Source organism: Gemmobacter sp. LW-1 (assembly GCF_001303875.1).
Classification (GTDB): Bacteria; Pseudomonadota; Alphaproteobacteria; order Rhodobacterales; family Rhodobacteraceae; genus Gemmobacter; species Gemmobacter caeni.
Genome location: NZ_LJSC01000037.1, coordinates 111,512 through 129,134, shown reverse-complemented (window position 1 = coordinate 129,134; position 17,623 = coordinate 111,512). Strand labels below are relative to the sequence as shown.

17 protein-coding genes are annotated in these 17,623 nt (G+C 65.6%); 6 read left to right on the top strand and 11 right to left on the bottom strand.

Annotation, left to right across the window (positions count from 1 at the left end):
- Window positions 1–7 precede the first annotated feature (7 nt).
- From AO684_RS09455 to AO684_RS09440, 4 genes are all read left to right on the top strand, one after another.
- On the top strand, window positions 8–1,297 hold the full coding sequence (locus AO684_RS09455) for an ABC transporter substrate-binding protein (protein WP_054302498.1): 1,290 nt from the start codon (window positions 8–10) through the stop codon (window positions 1,295–1,297).
- A 54-nt stretch (window positions 1,298–1,351) separates the two neighbouring features.
- The gene (locus AO684_RS09450; protein ID WP_054302497.1) at window positions 1,352–2,179 is read left to right on the top strand and encodes an ABC transporter ATP-binding protein; all 828 of its coding nucleotides are present in this window, start codon (window positions 1,352–1,354) and stop codon (window positions 2,177–2,179) included.
- Window positions 2,180–2,193: 14 nt separating this feature from the next.
- On the top strand, window positions 2,194–3,408 hold the full coding sequence (locus AO684_RS09445) for a phenylacetate--CoA ligase family protein (protein WP_054302496.1): 1,215 nt from the start codon (window positions 2,194–2,196) through the stop codon (window positions 3,406–3,408).
- A 122-nt stretch (window positions 3,409–3,530) separates the two neighbouring features.
- Entirely contained in the window at window positions 3,531–3,728 is a 198-nt protein-coding gene (locus AO684_RS09440; protein WP_054302495.1) for a hypothetical protein, read from the top strand.
- Window positions 3,729–3,740: 12 nt separating this feature from the next.
- On the opposite strand, the gene AO684_RS09435 is transcribed toward AO684_RS09440, so the two are convergent.
- The 5 genes from AO684_RS09435 to AO684_RS09415 form a co-directional block, all read right to left on the bottom strand.
- Window positions 3,741–5,006 (bottom strand): lytic murein transglycosylase, encoded by a 1,266-nt coding sequence (locus AO684_RS09435; RefSeq protein ID WP_082400857.1) that lies wholly within the window; start codon window positions 5,004–5,006, stop codon window positions 3,741–3,743.
- 226 nt (window positions 5,007–5,232) lie between these two features.
- Entirely contained in the window at window positions 5,233–7,476 is a 2,244-nt protein-coding gene (gene rnr, locus AO684_RS09430) for a ribonuclease R (protein ID WP_054302494.1), read from the bottom strand.
- Between the two features lie 30 nt (window positions 7,477–7,506).
- Window positions 7,507–8,202: a nitroreductase family protein gene (locus AO684_RS09425; protein WP_054302617.1), complete on the bottom strand. Its 696-nt coding sequence runs from the start codon at window positions 8,200–8,202 to the stop codon at window positions 7,507–7,509.
- Window positions 8,203–8,283: 81 nt separating this feature from the next.
- Window positions 8,284–9,321, bottom strand: a complete 1,038-nt coding sequence (locus tag AO684_RS09420) for a Hint domain-containing protein (protein WP_054302493.1) — start codon at window positions 9,319–9,321, stop codon at window positions 8,284–8,286.
- On the bottom strand, window positions 9,318–10,901 hold the full coding sequence (locus tag AO684_RS09415) for a Hint domain-containing protein (protein ID WP_054302492.1): 1,584 nt from the start codon (window positions 10,899–10,901) through the stop codon (window positions 9,318–9,320). Before AO684_RS09415 ends, AO684_RS09420 begins: the two co-directional genes overlap by 4 nt.
- 290 nt (window positions 10,902–11,191) lie before the next feature.
- Between AO684_RS09415 and dapE the strand changes: the two genes are divergently transcribed.
- Both dapE and AO684_RS09405 read left to right on the top strand, forming a co-directional pair.
- Window positions 11,192–12,337, top strand: coding sequence for a succinyl-diaminopimelate desuccinylase (dapE, locus tag AO684_RS09410; RefSeq protein ID WP_054302491.1), 1,146 nt, complete (start codon window positions 11,192–11,194; stop codon window positions 12,335–12,337).
- Window positions 12,334–12,762: a GNAT family N-acetyltransferase gene (locus AO684_RS09405; protein ID WP_054302490.1), complete on the top strand. Its 429-nt coding sequence runs from the start codon at window positions 12,334–12,336 to the stop codon at window positions 12,760–12,762. Before dapE ends, AO684_RS09405 begins: the two co-directional genes overlap by 4 nt.
- 60 nt (window positions 12,763–12,822) lie before the next feature.
- On the opposite strand, the gene AO684_RS09400 is transcribed toward AO684_RS09405, so the two are convergent.
- From AO684_RS09400 to AO684_RS09375, 6 genes are all read right to left on the bottom strand, one after another.
- Window positions 12,823–13,737 (bottom strand): ornithine cyclodeaminase family protein, encoded by a 915-nt coding sequence (locus AO684_RS09400; RefSeq protein ID WP_054302489.1) that lies wholly within the window; start codon window positions 13,735–13,737, stop codon window positions 12,823–12,825.
- Entirely contained in the window at window positions 13,734–14,360 is a 627-nt protein-coding gene (locus AO684_RS09395) for an HAD family phosphatase (RefSeq protein WP_054302488.1), read from the bottom strand. Before AO684_RS09395 ends, AO684_RS09400 begins: the two co-directional genes overlap by 4 nt.
- The gene (locus tag AO684_RS09390) at window positions 14,357–15,295 is read right to left on the bottom strand and encodes a DMT family transporter (protein WP_054302487.1); all 939 of its coding nucleotides are present in this window, start codon (window positions 15,293–15,295) and stop codon (window positions 14,357–14,359) included. Before AO684_RS09390 ends, AO684_RS09395 begins: the two co-directional genes overlap by 4 nt.
- Window positions 15,296–15,364: 69 nt before the next feature.
- Window positions 15,365–15,811, bottom strand: coding sequence for a YaiI/YqxD family protein (locus tag AO684_RS09385; RefSeq protein WP_054302486.1), 447 nt, complete (start codon window positions 15,809–15,811; stop codon window positions 15,365–15,367).
- Window positions 15,804–16,634, bottom strand: a complete 831-nt coding sequence (gene fghA, locus AO684_RS09380) for an S-formylglutathione hydrolase (protein WP_054302485.1) — start codon at window positions 16,632–16,634, stop codon at window positions 15,804–15,806. The genes AO684_RS09385 and fghA overlap by 8 nt, the downstream gene beginning before the upstream one ends.
- A gap of 12 nt (window positions 16,635–16,646) precedes the next feature.
- Complete coding sequence (locus tag AO684_RS09375) at window positions 16,647–17,573, bottom strand: AEC family transporter (RefSeq protein WP_054302484.1); 927 nt, start codon at window positions 17,571–17,573, stop codon at window positions 16,647–16,649.
- Between the last annotated feature and the right edge of the window lie 50 nt (window positions 17,574–17,623).

Below are 17,623 nucleotides of genomic sequence, written 5' to 3'. Positions count from 1 at the left end.
AATACGAATGAAGAAGACCTTTACCATGCTGGCGGCGGCGGCCATAGCGGCCACCACGGCAGCCCCGGCGCTGGCCGATCTGGTGGTGCCGAACCTCAGCTACCGCACCGGCCCCTTCGCTGCGGGCGGCATCCCCTATGCCGACGGCTTCAACGACTACTTCACCCTGCTGAACGAGCGGGACGGTGGTATCGGCGGCGAGAAGGTGCAGGTGCCGGAATGCGAGACTGCCTATAACACCGAAAAGGGTGTGGAGTGCTACGAGGCCACCAAGGGTCAGGGCGCGCTGGTCTACAATCCGCTGTCCACCGGGATCACCTATCAGCTGATCCCCAAGGTCTCGGCCGATGGCATCACGCTTTACACCCCCGGCTATGGCCGCACCTCGGCTGCCAACGGCAAGGTGTTCGAATGGGTATTCAACTACCCGGCGAACTATTGGGATGGCGCCAGCGTGGCGATCAAATACCTGCTGGATGAAAACGGCGGCAGCCTTGAAGGCAAGAAGATCGCACTGCTTTACCACAACTCGGCCTACGGCAAGGAGCCGATCCGCACGCTTCAGGAACTGGCCAAGAAGCATGGCTTCACGCTGAGCGAACTGCCGATCGACAGCCCCGGCCAGGAACAGAAAAGCCAGTGGCTGCAAGTGCGCCGCGACAAGCCCGACTATGTGCTGTTCTGGGGCTGGGGCGTGATGAACTCGGTCGCCGTGCAGGAAGCCGCCAACATCCGCTTCCCGATGGACAAGTTCATTGGCATCTGGTGGTCGGGTTCGGAAAATGACGTGCTTCCGGCTGGCGACGGCGCCAATGGCTACAAGGCGCTGACCTTCAACGGTGTGGGCGGCGACTATCCGGTCTATGCCGACCTGAAGAAATACGTCTTCGATGCGGGCAAGGGCAGCGGCGCGGGCGATTCCGCCGGCTCGGTGATCTATTCGCGCGGCATGTATGCGGCGGTCGTGATTTCCGAGGCGATCCGCAAGGCGCAGGAACTTGCAGGGACGCCGAAGGTGAACGCGGCGCAGGTGCGTGACGGGTTCGAGGCGCTGGAAATCACCGATGCGCGTCTGGAAGAGCTGGGCCTGAAGGGCTTTGGTCAGGCGTTCAAGGCGACTTGCGCCGATCACGGCGGTGCCGGTGGCGCTATGATCCAGCAATGGGATGCGGCGGCGAAGAAATGGAGCCTGATCACCGGCTTCATCGAGCCGGATCACGATGTGCTTGACCCGCTGGTGGCCGAGGATTCGGCGGCTTTCGCGGCCGAGAACAACATCGCCGAACGCTGCAACTGATGTGACCGGGGGCCCCGCGCGCCGGGGCCCCCCTTTCCCTGCCGGAGCCAAGCCATGCTGGACGCCACCCCGACCCAAGCCGAGACCCTGCTGGAGGTCAACAATATCGAGGTGATCTACAACCACGTCATCCTCGTGCTGAAAGGGGTCAGCCTTTCGGTGCCCAAGGGCGGTATCACCGCGCTTCTGGGCGGCAATGGCGCGGGCAAGACCACCACGCTCAAGGCGGTGTCGAACCTGCTGCATTCCGAACGCGGCGAGGTGACGAAGGGCCAGATCCTTTATCGCGGCGACCGCGTGCAGGATCTGAACCCGGCCGAACTGGTGAAGCGCGGTGTCATTCAGGTGATGGAAGGCCGCCACTGTTTTGAACACCTGACGGTCGAGGAAAACCTGCTGACCGGCGCCTATACGCGGACGGATGGTGCGGGCGCGATCAGCGCCGACCTTGAGATGGTCTACAATTACTTCCCCCGCCTGAAGGAACGCCGCAAGTCACAGGCAGGCTATACCTCGGGCGGCGAGCAACAGATGGTCGCCATGGGCCGTGCGCTGATGTCGAGGCCTGAGACGATCCTGCTGGATGAGCCCTCGATGGGTCTGGCCCCGCAACTGGTGGAGCAGATCTTCGAGATCGTGAAAGCGGTGAACGAGGGCGAGGGCGTGACCTTCCTACTGGCTGAACAGAACACCAACGTCGCCCTGCGTTATGCCCATACCGGCTATATCCTCGAAAGTGGCCGGGTGGTGATGGAAGGCAGCGCGCAGGAACTGCGCGAGAACCCGGATGTGAAGGAATTCTACCTCGGCATGTCGGACAAGGGCCGCAAATCCTTCCGCGACGTGCGCAGCTATCGCCGCCGCAAGCGGTGGCTGTCGTGAGGGGGGAGGCGCAAATGACCTATTTCGACACATTGGAAACCCGTTCCGCCGACCAGCGCGCCGCCGATCTGGCCCGTGATCTGCCTGCCCTGATCGCCCATGCGAAAACCGCCCCTGCGATGGCCGAAAGCCTCGCTGACGTCGATCCGGCGCAGATCACGGGGCTGGAGGCGCTGTCCCGCCTGCCGGTGATCCGCAAGGCCGATCTTTCCGGCGCGCAGAAAGCCCGCCCGCCGATGGGGGGCTTCCTGCCCGCAGGCGGTGCCTTCGAGCATGTGTTCCAGTCGCCCGGTCCGATCTATGAAATTGGCCGGACCACCGCCGACTGGTGGCGCATGGGCCGTTTCCTGCATGCCTGCGGCGTAGGCAGGGGCGACATCGTGCAGAACTGCTTTGGCTATCACCTGACGCCCGCGGGGATGATCTTTGAATCGGGGGCCCGTGCCGTCGGGGCCGCCGTGCTGCCCGCAGGCACCGGCCAGACCGACTTGCAGGTGCGGGCTGCTGTGGACATCGGTACGACCGCCTATGCGGGCACGCCGGATTACCTGAAGGTCATCCTCGACCGCGCCGATGAAATGGGCGAGCGGCTGGCGATCACCCGCGCGGCGGTGGGCGGCGGCGCGCTGTTTCATTCACTGCGCAAGGAATATGCCGACCGGGGTATCCTGTGCCTGCAATGCTACGCCACCGCCGATCTGGGCAATATCGCCTACGAATCCGAGGCGATGGAGGGCATGATCCTTGACGAGGGCGTGATCGTGGAGATCGTCCGCCCCGGTACGGGCGATCCGGTGCCGATGGGCGAGGTGGGCGAGGTGGTGGTGACCACGCTGAACCGCGATTATCCGCTTGTCCGCTTCGCCACCGGCGATCTTTCGGCGCTGATGCCGGGCGTCTCGCCCTGCGGCCGCACCAATCTGCGCATTCGCGGCTGGATGGGCCGGGCTGACCAGACCACCAAGATCAAGGGCATGTTTGTCCGCCCTGAACAGGTGGCCGAATTCGTGGCCCGTCACGAAGAAGTTGCCCGCGCCCGTGTCATCGCCACCCGCGAGGGCGAGATGGATGCAATGACCGTGCAGGTCGAAAGTCGCGCCGCGAATCCCGGGCTCTACGAACAAAGCATCGTCGATGTGCTGAAGCTGAAAGGCCGTGTGGAAATCGTGGCGCCGGGCAGCCTGCCCAATGACGGCAAGGTGATCGAGGACCGCCGCAGCTACGGCTGACCGCAACACGACCTCCGACTGGCCGCGCTGGGGCGAAATGCCGCAGCGCGGCGTGTTTTTTGCTGGCAGCCCGCGACAATCTGTCCCATCCTACCCGCGCGCGTGGTTTTGGGAGGAACCATATGAACAAGCTTGTTGCCCTGATCTGCGTGATTAGCTGGTCGGGTTTCTGGGCCTTCGGCTATCTGGCGCTTTCGGCCGGGGTCGAAGACAGCGGCCAGATCACCGTGGCCGCCATTCTGGCCGCCATCGGTTTCTTCTCGGGCATGGTGGCCTGGCTGAAACTGGCGCGCGCCGATAACCTGCCACTGCGCGCCTGAAGGGGCGGCGGCTCAGCGCCGCCGCAGCAGTTCCAGAACCTCACGGTCGGGATAGCCGTCGGGCACAAGCCCCCGCGCGGTCTGGAAGGCCTTGACGGCGGCAATGGTCTTTTGTCCGACATTGCCGTCTGCGCCGCCTGTATCGAAGCCCATGGCGGTCAGCCGTTCCTGCAATTCCATCCGTTCGGCCATGCGCAGGGTGCTGTCGCCCGCGGGCCAGGGGGTTTTCAGCCCCGGACCACCTTTCAGCCGGTCAGACAGGTGGCCGACCGCGATGACATAGGCATCCGCCTGATTGTAACGCTCGATGGCGTGGAAGTTGCGGTAGATCAGGAAGGCCGCGCCCTTCACCCCGGCGGGCAGCAGCAGCGCCGCCTGACCGTCGGGCACCGGGCGCCCGTCGGCGCGGGTGATGCCCATGGCGCGCCAGTCCGCCCCTGACCGCTTGGCCGACTTGCCGGACACCGCCGCGCCAAAGCCCGGCGGCAGGGTGACTTCCATCCCCCAGGGCTGCCCGCGCTGCCACCCCGATTTCGCCAGATAGGCGGCGGTCGAGGCCAGCGCGTCGGTCGGATCGTCCGACCAGATGTCGCGCTTGCCGTCGCCGGTGAAATCCACCGCGAAGGCAAGGTACGAGGTCGGGATGAACTGCGTATGCCCCATGGCACCGGCCCAGCTGCCCAGCATATGCCGCGCATCGGTATCACCGGCCTGAAGGATCTTCAGCGCAGCAATGAGCTGACCCTGAAAGAACTCGGCCCGCCGCCCGTCATAGGACAGTGTCGCCAGCGCCTCGATCAGCGGCAGATCGCCCCGCTTCTCGCCATAGCTGCTTTCCATGCCCCAGACGGCAACCACGACTTCCTTGTCGACGCCATAGGTTGCCTCGATCTGGTTCAGCACACCCGCATGCCGGGCCAGCATCGCGCGGCCATTGGCCACGCGCTTGTCGGAAACGGCGGTTTCCAGATATTCCCACAGCGATTTCGTGAACTCGGCCTGGTTGTTCGACCGCCGGATCACCTCGGGGTTATAGATCACCTCGCGGAAGGCCGCGTCATAGGTGCCAGCCGACACGCCCGAAGCCAGCGCGCGCGGACGGAAGGCTGCAATCCACTGCTCCAGCCCCGCCACCTTGGCCGGGTCGGGGTTCTGGTCGCGGCCATATTTGATCACCGTGGGGCTGCTCCCTGATTGCCAGACCGAGCCGCCGCCGCCGATGCATGCCGACAGGGCAGTGGTCAGGGCAAGGGTCATGAGGGTTCTGGAAAAGCGCATGGTCTGGCCCCTTTTCGGGTTGTTCGCGTCTGCTCGCTCCCCAGTGTAGCGGGAACCCTGCGTCTGGGAAAGGCGGCGATGAGAGAAGGGGGGCTTTCCGCCCCCCGTCTCCTGCGGAGACTCCCCCCGAGGATATTTGGGCCAAGATGAAGGCGTGAAGTTCATCTTGGTCCAAATATCCTCGGGGTGAGCCCCGAAGGGGCGAGGGGGCAGACAGCCCCCTGCTTCAGCGCCGCTTGCGCACCACCTTGCGTTTGGCGATGGCCGCGCGGGCGGGTTTGCGCGGTCCGCGGCCATGCCCGGCCTTGCCGCGTTTCGGGGCGGGCAGGGCGCCGCCGTCGATCTCGATCAGTTCCAGAAGCAGCCCGCCGGTCACCGGCACGGCCTCGGCCAGCCTCACTGTCACGCGCGCGCCGGGGCCGATGGTCAGGCCGGTATCGGCGCCGGTCAGGGTCTGGCTGTCGGCATCAAAGAAGAAGAACTCGCGTCCGACCTCACGGATCGGCACAAGGCCATCGGCGCCGGTTTCATCCAGCTTCACGAAAAGCCCGAATTTCTGCACGCCGGAAACCCGCCCGGTGAAGGTCTGTCCCACGCGGTCCGAGAGGTAAGAGGCAAGATAGCGGTCGATGGTGTCGCGTTCGGCAGCCATCGACCGGCGCTCGGAATCCGAGATCAGCTTGGCGGTCTCGTCAAGGTTCTCGACGTCCCAGGCGCTGAGGCCATCCGCGCCCCAGCCATGCCCGTCGATCAGCGCCCGATGCACGATCAGGTCGGAATAGCGCCGGATGGGCGAGGTGAAATGCGCGTAATTGCGCAGCGCCAGTCCGAAATGGCCAAAGTTCTGCGGGCTGTAGTAAGCCTGCGTCATTGACCGCAGCGTGGTGATGTTGATGAGCTCGTCCTGATCGGTGCCTTCCGCCTGCGCCAGCAGCCGGTTCAGATGCGCGGTCTTCAGCACCTGCCCCTTGGCCAGCGTGAATCCCGAAGCCTCGGCCACCTCGCGGAGCGCGTCGAGCTTCTCCTGGCTCGGTTCCTCGTGGATGCGGAACAGCAGCGGGCGTTTCAGCCGGATCAGCTCTTCGGCGGCGCAGACATTGGCCAGCACCATTGCCTCTTCGATGAGCTTATGCGCGTCGAACCGTTCGCGGAAGGCGACTGACAGCACCTTGCCCTCGTCCGAGAGGATGATCTTGCGTTCCGGCAGGTCCAGTTCCAGCGGCTGCCGCACGGCGCGTGCGTGTTTCAGCGCGGCATAGGCGGCATATAGCGGGCGGATCACGCTGTCCATCAGCGGCTCAAGCTTCGGTTCCACCGCGCCGTCGATCGCGGCCTGCACCTGCCCGTAATGCAGTGACCCGCGCGAACGCATCAGGCCGCGGGTAAAGCGATGGCCGCGCTTGCTGCCCTGCGCGTCGATGGTGATGCAGACCGCCATGCAGGGCCGGTCCACCGCTTCGTGCAACGAGCACAGATCGCCCGACAGCACATCGGGCAGCATCGGCACCACACGGTCGGGGAAATAGGTGGAATTGCCGCGCTTGCGGGCCTCGCGGTCCAGCGCGGAACCGGGCGTGACGTAATGGGCCACATCGGCGATGGCGACCCAGAGGTGAAAGCCCCCGGCATTGCCGGGATCGGTATCGGGGATGGCCAGCACCGCATCGTCGCGGTCTCGGGCATCCACCGGGTCGATGGTCACGAGGTCGAGGTGGCGCAGATCCTCGCGGTCGCCCAGCGTCACGGGTTCGGCGCGGTCGGCCTCGGCCAGTACCGCTTCGGGGAACTGGTCGGGGATGCCGTGCTGGTGAATGGCGATCAGGCTGACTGCCTTCGGCCCGGACGGGTCGCCCAGCCGGGCGACGATGCGGGCGCTGGGCAGGCCCATGCGCTTCGGTCCGGCCTGTTCGGCCTCGACCAGTTCGCCATCCTCGGCCTCCAGCGTCAGGCCGGGGGGCACACGCCATTCCTTGTCGGCGCCCTTGTCGATGGGCAGGATGCGCCCGCCTTCGTGGCCGCGGCGGAAGATGCCCAGAACGCGGATGGCCGAGGTGCCCAGCTTGCGGATCAGCCGTGCCTCATAGGCGTGGGCCTCGCCCTCCACCTTTTCCAGCCGGGCCAGAATGCGGTCGCCTTGACCCAGCGCCGGGTCGCCGGTGCGGGCGATGACATGGATCAGCGGCGCGTCCTCGCCTTCCCATTCATTCGGGCGGGCAAACAGGTCGCCCGCTGCATCGGGCGGCAACAGGCGCAGGATGGATACCGGCGGCAAGGTGCCCGCCTCGCGGAACTGGCGCTTACGCTTCTGGATGCCACCTTCCTGCTCCATCTCTTTCAGCAGGCGCTTCAATTCGATGCGGGCGGGGCCACCCTTGATGCTGAACGCCTTCACGATGTCGCGTTTCGAGGCGAGGCCGGGGTTGTCGGTGATCCACTGACGGATCTGGTCTTTGCTGGGCAACTGGTCCATGCGCCTGCGTAGCACGCTGGCGCTGCGGCGTCATCCGCGAAACACTGACAGGATCTCGGCCAGAGGCTTCTTCCGCTTGGCGACCTCCGGCACGGTGGCGTGATCGGCGGGCCAGCCGACGGGCAGGATCATCACGGCCTTTTCGTGATCGGGCCGCCCGCACAACTCGTTGAGGAATTTCATCGGGTTGGGCGTATGTTCCAGACAGACCAGCCCGGCGTGATGCAAGGCGGTGATCAGCAGGCCGGTGGCGATGCCGACGCTTTCCGGGACGTAGTAATTCTTGTAGCGCTGCCCGTCTTCGGTCACGCCATACCGCTGGGCAAAGACCACGATCAGCCAGGGCGCATCGGTCAGATGCGGCTTCGCGGTTCCGGTGCCGATGGGTTCCAGCGCGGCCAGCCATTCGTCGCCCGCGCCACCGGCGTAGAAGGCGGCTTCCTCCTCCTCGGCCGCGGCGCGGATGCGGGCCTTCATCGCCGGATCGGCGATGGCGACGAAATGCCAGGGCTGGTGATTGGCGCCCGAAGGCGCGGTGCCCGCCGCTGCGATACAGGCTGCAATGACCTCCTCCGGCACCGGGCGGGTGGCATAATCGCGGACCGAATGACGCTTGCGCATGTAATCCAGAAACGCCTGAGCATCGGCCAGCGCCTGATCATCGGGTTTCTGAACGCGGTCGGGCAGGGGCAGCGGCTGGTAAGCCACTTCGCCGGATTTATACATGATGCCTCCCATCGCGGGTGTTGCCGCAGGGCGAGGGGAGCATTCCGGGCCGCGAATGGCAAGCGCTATGCCTGGCGCGGCTCAGGCCGCGCGCCAGCCCGTGTTGCCGCGGTTCAGCGCGGCCAGCAGCGCCATCGCCTCGAACCCGCGCAGCTGGCGCAGCGGGGGCGGGCCATTCTGCCCGGCGGTATGACTGGCGGAAAGGAACGCCATGCCATCGCCCTGCACCACCGCCGGAGCGCCCACATCCAGCGATACGGTCCGCACCACCATATGCCCTGTATCGAAGATCGCGGCGAAACCGTCGGTCAGGTGCTGGGCGGCAACCAGCAGGGCCGGCTCCCCGTAAACATCCTCGATATCCCCGCCGGTCAGCAGAACGGGAAGATCGGCACTGACCAGCAGATCGTGACCGGCCACGAAATAGGGTGCGCGCAGCCGCACCGGCGTATGGCTGCCCCGCCCCGGGAGATCAAGATGCCGTACCGAGCGCAGGCCGCGCGCCGATCCGTCGTGCAGTAACACGGTGTCGCCGGGTCCAAGGCTGCCCGCCTGCCGAAAGCCTGAGGGCGTCGCAATCCGGCTTTGCGGATGAACCCAGCCCGAGGCGCAGGGCGGTGCAGACTGGGAGGTGGCGCCGAACCACAGCACCGCCTCGTGCCGGCGCACCAGAGGGGACAGCGCACACATCCGGTCCAGATCGTCCAGCGGCAGTGGAAGGGGGGCCTCGCCGGTCGCCGCGAGGAAGGTGCCGCTGCCCGGTCGGCAGTAGCTCAGCTTCCAGTGGCGGGCAGGGGCGTCGAAGCTCAGGATGACCTGCGCGATGCCCGGTTCGGCGGGCAGGGGGCCACAGAGCCGGTGCAGCGCAACGGCCTTGCCCTGCCGATGGCGGATGGTCAGGCCGCTTTCGGGATCGTGCAGGATAGAAAACGCCCGTTCCCAGCCATCGGCCTCGGCATGGTAATCCAGCAGAACCTGTGCCTTGCGCAGCGGCACGGCCAGTTCAAGAACCAGCGCCCCGCGCTCCATCAGCCCCTTGCGGCCCGCGCCTGCGCCCGGACGGGTCGGGTCGTGCTGAGACAGCGCGGTCCATCCCCCCGGGCGCGGCGCTGTGTTCATGCGGCGCGCCGGGCGTCGGTCAGCAGAACCTGCGCCTCGAAGCCGCGCAGGGTGGGGCGGGCGGCGGGGCCGTAGCCCAGCCAGGTCTCGGGGTCGAGTTCGGGAAACAGGGCCCGGATCTCGTCCAGAACCGGACGGTCAAGGATTTCGGCGGCCTGTGGCCCCGGCAGGAAGCTTTCTGTCACCAGACCTTCCGACCAGACAAGCTGGTGCCTGTCGAACATCAGATGCACATATTCCACTTCTCCCCCCGGCTGCACCGTGATGCTGCGGCCGTTCACCAGCTCTTTCGCGGCGACCAGAACCTCTGCCTCTCCGAACAGCAGTTCGGCCAGCCGGTCGCGCAGCAAAACCCGGTGCTGGGGCGAGACGAAGAGCGTGCCATGCGCCCCGAAGGTGCCCGCCTTGATACGGATGGGTGCGAAAGCGCCGCTGGCGGCCACGCGACGGCTGCCGATCCAGCGCAGCGGCTGCGGTCCGTCATCCATCGTCAGAACCAGGTCGCCGGGTTCCAGCTGTTCCACCGGCACGTCCCCGTCCGGCGTGCGGATGCGGGTGCCTGCCACGAAGCAGGGCACGGAGTTGATGGTGACGATCCCCACATCCGTCACGCCCTTTCCGTTGCCGTTGGCGAGCGTGTAGGTGAAGGACGAACTTCCGGTCTGGCCGTTGCCGACGATGGTGAAGGTGCCATCTGCGTTCAGCGTGATCTGCTGGCCGCTGGCAAGGGTCACGGTCTGTCCCGCGACCACGTTGATGCCGTTGATCTGTGTAATGACAAGCTGGCTGTTACCGGGACCACGGTCATTGGCCAGCGCATTCAGCGTGCGGGTGCCATCAGGGCCCATGGTGATGCTGTCATCCACCGCGACCAGCGCGGTCTGCACGGAATCGCCCGCAATCAGCAGGTTGCTGTCATAGTTCGCATCCGAGGTATCCGCGATGCCGATGCGGATGGAATTGACCTGCCCCGCGATCACCTTCATGTCCAGCGACAGGGTGATGGTGAAGCCGTCCATCTCGGTGTTGTAGGCGTCATTCGTGTTGGAAATGGTCAGGTTGGGCTGGGTGTTCAGGTTGATGTTGTTCACGGCGGTCTTGCCGTTGCCGACCGAGACCGGCACATGGGTGCCGTTTACCCAGACGCCCACGACATCGTTGAACTGTGAATTGACGTATTCCGGGTATTCCTCCGAGGCGAAGACGAATTTCATCGTCATCATGTTGCCGGTCGGGATGAAATCGACATCCAGCCAGGCCGCATCATAGGTGCGGGCGCCCGCGATGGCGTTGAACAGGCTGTTGTTATCGACACCCGAGGTATTGGTCGAGGTGCTGGCGCTGCGGTTGGGATCGCCCGAGCTCTGGGTGAAGCTCGTCACATTGCCGGTTGACAGGATGACCCCGCTTGCCGAGGGCACGACACCGGGTGAAAGATGCCCGTTGGAATAGATCGCGGAAGACGCATTTGGCCCGGTATAGCTTGCCCCGGTGACGGTCACGCCATCGCCGAAAATCGCATTGGCCATCTGCAACGCCGAGGCGTTGGTCTGGTATGTCAGTTCGGCGCCGGTCGCCATGTGCCTGTCTCACCTTTTCAGGTCCCCCCCGGCTGCGGAGTTTTCTCCGTCATCTGCCGGTCTGCTCGGGGGCGGGCGGTTGATCCACCCTGTCGGTTACTGCGGCATGTATCCGCATCTGACGAGAACGATATGTCCGCATTATGCCCCATGTCATCCCTATTGTTGCCACATTCCCACGGTCCGCGCTGTCCGGTGGCGCCCCGGCCACAGTGGTGGGGGCTGCGGTGGCGGGCTTGCGGCAGCCGCTCCGGCACCTTATCCCTGAGGGCCAGAACAAGGAGGCCGCCATGAAGCCCGTCGATCCCGTCCGCCTGACCGCCGACCTCATCCGCTGCAATTCGGTCACTCCGGCCGAGGGGGGGGCCCTGACCCTGCTGGAGCGGATGCTGACCGAAGGGGGATTTACCTGCACGCGTGTGGATCGCGGCGGCATTGCCAACCTTTTCGCGCGCTGGGGCACGAAAGGTGCCAACCGCAGCTTCGGCTTCAACGGTCATACCGATGTGGTGCCGGTGGGCGATGCCACCGCCTGGACGCATGATCCCTTCGGAGGGGAGATCATCGACGGCATCCTCTGGGGCCGGGGCGCCACCGACATGAAATCGGGCGTTGCGGCCTTTGCCGCCGCCGCACTGGATTTCGTGCGCGAAACACCGCCGGACGGCGCGGTGATCCTGGCCGTCACCGGCGACGAGGAAGGCGATGCCGAGGATGGCACCACCGCACTGCTGGACTGGATGGCCGCCAATGGCGAACGGATGACGCATTGCCTCGTGGGCGAGCCCACCTGCCCCAACGAGATGGGCGAGATGATGAAAATCGGCCGCCGCGGTTCGATGACCTGCTGGTTCACCGCGGAGGGCGTGCAGGGCCACAGCGCTTATCCGCACCGGGCGAAGAACCCGATGTCGGCGCTGGTGAAACTGCTCGCGCGGCTGGAGGAAAAGCCGCTGGACGAAGGCACCGCGCATTTTGACGCCTCGACGCTGGCGATCACCACCATCGACTGCGGCAACCCGGCCACCAACGTGATCCCGGCGCGCGGCCATGCCACGGTCAACATCCGCTTCAACGATGCCCATTCGGGCGCGAGCCTCACAGACTGGCTCGCCAGCCACGCCCGCGCAGTCGAGGCGGAAACCGGCGTCCGCATCGCGATGCGGGTGCAGATCTCGGGCGAAAGTTTCCTGACGCCGCCCGGCCCGCTGTCGGATCTGATCGCGCGCGCGGTAGAAGCCGAAACCGGCCGCCGGCCCGAGCTTTCCACCTCGGGCGGCACATCGGATGCGCGCTTCGTCAAGGATCATTGCCCGGTGGTGGAATTCGGTCTTGTCGGCAAGACCATGCATCAGGTCGATGAACGGGTCGAAGTGGCGCAGATCGAACAGCTCAAGACGATCTATAGCCGCATCCTGCGGGAGTATTTCGCGTGACCCCGGTCATCGCGGAAACCACCGATATTGCCACTTGTGTCGCTCTGCGACGCAAAGTGTTTATCGAGGAACAGGGCATCGCCGAGGCGGATGAACTGGACGACCTCGACGATCAGGCGATTCACCTGCTGGCTACAATCAATGCCCGGCCAGTCGGAACCGCCCGCCTGCTGCACAAGGGCGCAACCGGCAAGATCGGCCGGGTCTGCGTGCTGCCCGAGGCGCGCGGCACCGGCCTTGGCGCGGCGCTGATCCGCGCGGGCATCGCACATTTCACGGCCGATCCATCCTTCAACAAGGTCTGTCTCAGCGCGCAGGTGCCCGCGCTGGGCTTCTACGAAAAGCTCGGCTTCACTGCCGAAGGCCCGGCCTATGATGATGCGGGTATTCCGCACCGCGACATGACGCTGCCGCTGTCGCGCTGAAGCGCCATTCACCCTGGCATAAATATCCTGCGGGGGGCCGGGGGTGCAAAACCCCCGGCCTCACCGACCGCGCCAGGCGGCGAGGATATAGGCCGCTGTCATCAGATCCAGATGCGCGCCGCCGCCATTCTTGGCAATGGTGATCTCTTCGGCGGAACGGCGGCGGTAAAGCCCCTGCGGGATGTCGTAGAAATCGGCCTGGATGTCCGCTTCCGAAATGACGCCGCGTGCAATCGGGTCTTTCAGCTCGCCGATGTGATGGATTGTCGTCGCGCGGGAATCCACGAACAGTTGCGCGCGGCTCAGGGCCTCGTCATCAACCTCGCGCATGTCGGGGCGATAGGCGCCGATCAGGTCCAGATGCTGACCGGGGCGCAGCCATTCGCCTTTCACCACCGGCTCGGTGCTCATGGTGCAGGTGCAGATGATGTCAGCCGCCGACACCGCCGCCGCCAGATCGGTGGCCACCTCTGCGCCGGTTTCCCGCGCCAGCGCATTGGCCCCGCCCGGGCTGCGGTTCCAGATGTGAAACCGTGCATCGGGGAAGCCGGCCCGATAGGCCTCAACCATCGACCGCGCCACAGTGCCCGCGCCGACAATCAGAATCTCGCGCGATTCGGGTCTGGCCAGGCGCCGTGCGGACACCAGACTGTCGCCCGCCGTCTTGAACTTGGTGACCAGATGGAAGTCGACCACCGCCTCCAGCTCGCCCGTCGTATCGGCATAAAGCGTGACCGAGCCATTGACGCTGGGTTTGCCAAGGGCACCGTTGCCCGGAAATACGGTCGCGCATTTCACCAGCTGACCCAGCCCGTCGATCCATGCGGCGCGATTGAGCAGTGTATCCTTGCCGCGATAGAGAAGGGCATCGGCGATTTCGGCGCGCGGCAGTCCGTGGCCTGCCTCGATCGCGTCGCAGAGCGTCAGCCAGTCCAGTTCGGCTTCCGCCTCGCGCCCGATGATCTCCACTGTCACAATCCTGCCTCCTTCTCGTTCAGCAATCCTTCCGTCACCAGCCGCCGCGCCCAGCCCTGCCAGCCCTCGAACAGGTGGCAGCGCCAGCCGCGTTGCAGGGCGACGGCGATATTCGCCTCCCGGTCGTCGGTGAACAGCAGCGCTCCGGGCGGCAGGCCGCAATCGGCCTCTACCCGTTCATAGATGCGCGGGTCGGGTTTCGTCACCCCCAAATGGCCCGAAACATAGGCCCGGTCGAATTCCGACAGGAAATCATAGCGGGTTTTCGCGTAATCGAAGCTGCCGATGCCGAAATTCGTCAGCGCGAATACCGCGACACCGCGCGACCGCAATGCCCGCAGCAGCGTGACGGATCCGTCAATGCGCGGGGAGGCCATGTCGAGCCAGTTGTCATGCCACATGCGGATTTCATCGGCCCAGTCGGGGGTGCGGTCAGCCAGATCATAGATCGTATCGCGGAAGGGCGCACCCGCGTCGATGGCTTCATTCATGGCATGCAGGTCGACCTCGGCGAACAGCGCCTCACGTTGGGCGCGGCCGATCTGCCAGTCGTAGAACCGTTCGGGGTTCCATTCCAGCAGCACATTTCCGATGTCGAAGATCACGGCCTGCGGTGCGGTCATGTGCGTCTCCTGTTCACGGTTTCACGCCACAGCGTATAAAGCCCGGCGCCGCAGATGAGGGCGATCCCGGCCCAGGCGGTTGCATCGGGCCACTGGCCGAAAACGGTCACGCCCCAGACAATCGCCAACGGCATGGCGACATATTCGAAGGGTGCGATCAGCGCCGCCTCGCACAGCCGGTAAGCCTGGCTGACCATCAGCCCGCCGATGCCAACGGCAAGGCCGGTCGCCAGAAACACCGGCCAGTCCTGCGGGGGCGGCCAGACCCAGGGGCGGAACAGGAACTCCAGCGAGGCATTGCCACCGCCCGCCAGATGGCCGTCACCCACGATCAGGCCCATGCAGGTACTGACCACAATGAAACCGCACTGAACGTAGAAGTTCAGCGTCGCCGCGCTTTCAGTATCGCGCAGGCGCCGCGTCATCATATGGGTCGAGGCATAGGTGAAGGCCGAAATGAACACCAGCACCGCCGCCGGATGCAGTGCGCCCGCGCCGGGGCGCATCATGATCAGCACACCGACCAGACCCGCCGCCACTGCGGCCCACCGGCGCGGGCCGACATGTTCGTGCAGCACCACGACCGACAGCAGGGTTACCACCAGCGGGCTGATGAAGGCGATGGCCACCGCATCGGCCAGCGGCAGTGCGGCGAGACCAAGGAAATAGGTGATGTTCGACAGCATGACAAAACTGACGCGCAGAAGATGCCCGCGCGGGCGGCGGGTGCGCAATTGCCGGAAGCTGCCGGTCAGGCCGATGAAGGTCAGGATAAAGGCCATGCTGATGGCCGACCGGGTCAGGATCACCTGATGCAGCGGATAGCCGCCCGACAGCGCCTTGATCGCCACATCGTTGATCGACAGGACCGAGGCGCCGCCGATGGCGCAAAGGATGCCCAACAGGGTGGTGCGGGGGGAAGCCTGCGAAATCATGGCCGAAGCCTAGCCGTGTGCCGCGCGTTCCGTCTGTTCCGCCCGCGACGGCGGGACGGAACATTCGCGTCACCGCCGCAGTGCGCGTTCCAGCGCATCGAGGAAGCGCGAGCGGTCCGCCCTGGCGAAAGGCCGCCCGCCGCCCTGGCGAAAGGGATCGGCGCTGCGCAGGTCGGACATCAGGTCGCGCGTGGCCAGCGCCATGCCGATGTTCGCGGTGGTCAGTGCCTCGCCGTTGGGTTTCAGCACCGCCGCGCCTGCTGCCACGCATTTCGCCGCCAGCGGGATATCGCCCGTCACCACCACATCGCCGGGTCCGGCGGTGGCGGCGATCCATTTGTCAGCCTCGTCCGGGCCTTCGGCGACGAAGACGCTTTCCACCAGCGGATTGGCCGAGGGCCGGATGCCGCCGTTCGACACCAGCACCATGCGGATGCGGTGGCGCGTCGCCACCGTTTCCGCCTCGGCCTTCACCGGGCAGGCATCCGCGTCGATGAGGATGCGGCGCTCAGTCATACAGCGCCGCGGCGTGGAAGCCGATGTGATCCTCGATGAAGCTGGAGACGAAGAAGTAGCTGTGGTCATAGCCCTTCTGCATGCGGAAGATTCCCCCCTGCCGCCGCGCCGCCATTGCCTCGGCCAGCGCCTCGGGTTTCAGCAGGTCAAGGAACTGGTCGGCCGAGCCCTGGTCGATCAGGATCGGGCCGTCAAAGCCGCGCTTGCGCATCAGCAATGTCGCGTCATGCGGCGCCCATTTCGCCTCGTCCGCGCCCAGATAGGCGGTGAACTGCTTGCGGCCCCAGTCGCTGCCCGAAGGGTTGGCGATGGGCGCGAAGGCCGAGACGGAGCGGAACCGGCCCGGAAAACTCATGGCGATCGTCAGGGCACCATGGCCACCCATCGAATGCCCGGTGATCGCCTGCCGCTCCTCGGCTACGGGGAAGGCCTTGAAGATCAGCCCGGGCAGTTCTTCCGTCACATAATCCCACATGCGGAAATGGGTGGACCACGGCTTTTCCGTCGCATTGACGTAGAAGCCTGCACCCTGACCCAGATCATAGGCCTCGTCATTCGGCACATCGGCGCCGCGCGGCGAGGTGTCGGGGAAGACCAGCGCAACGCCCGCTTCGGCCGCCCATTTCTGCGCACCTGCCTTCACCATCGCATTCTCATGCGTGCAGGTCAGGCCGGACAGATACCAGATCACCGGCACAGGGCCGCGTTCGGCCTCTTCCGGCAGGAACAGGCCGAAGGTCATGTCACAGCCGCAGGCGGTGGAGCCATGGCTGTAGACGCCCTGCACGCCGCCATAGGCGCGGTTTTCGGAAACGGTTTTCATCGTCGGTCCTCCTTAGCCCGTGATCCAGGCGATGATCATTGTGACGGTCAGGATGCTGGCCGCCGTGGATACAAGAATGGCAGTGGACACCCGTTGCGGGGCCACGCCGTAATGTTGCGCAAGGATATAGACATTGCCCGCGACCGGAAGGCTCGCCGCCGCCACCATGACGCCCGCCGCCGACGGATCGACCGGGAAGATCACAAAAGCCGCCAGCGCCACCAGCGCCGGATGCAGCACCAGCTTCGCGAATGACAGCCAGATCGCCACGCCCAGCCGTTCCGCCCCGCGCCCGGCCAGCGAGGCGCCGATGGCGAACAGCGCGCCGGGGGTGGCGGCGGCGCCGAGGATGCCCAGAAACTCGTTCACCGGGCCTGGCACCGGCAGCGCCGCGCCGGACCAGATCAGCCCCAGCACGATCGACACCACCATCGGGTTCTTCAGCCAGCCCATTGCCAGCATGCGCAGCGTCTGCAACCCCGGTCGCCCGCCGCGCGCGGCGGTGATGATCAGCGTGATGAGGGACGAAAACACCACCATGTCCACCGTCAGCACCATCAGCACCGGCCCGACCGCCTGCGCGCCCAGCAGCACGACCAGCATGGGCACGCCCAGAAAGCCGGTATTGCCCGATTGCGCGCATTGCGCCTCCATCGCCGCTTCCTCGACCCCGCGACCGCGTGCCATGGCGATGGCCATGACCGCCGCATAAAGCAGCAGCGAGGCCGAAAGATAGGCCAGCACGAAGGGCAGGTCGAAGATTTCCGCAAGGCTCAGGTTCGCGGCAAAGCGGAACAACATGGCCGACAGCGCGAAGTAGAACACGAATTTGGTGAGCCAGGCCACGCCTTCGGGCGGGAAGAACCGTTTCCGGCCAGCCAGATACCCCACCGCGATCAGGGCGAAGAAGGGCAGGGTTTTCACAAGTATCGGCAGCATGTTCCGGGGTCCGAGCGTTGGCCCAAGCTTTCACGCCGCGCGGGCGGATG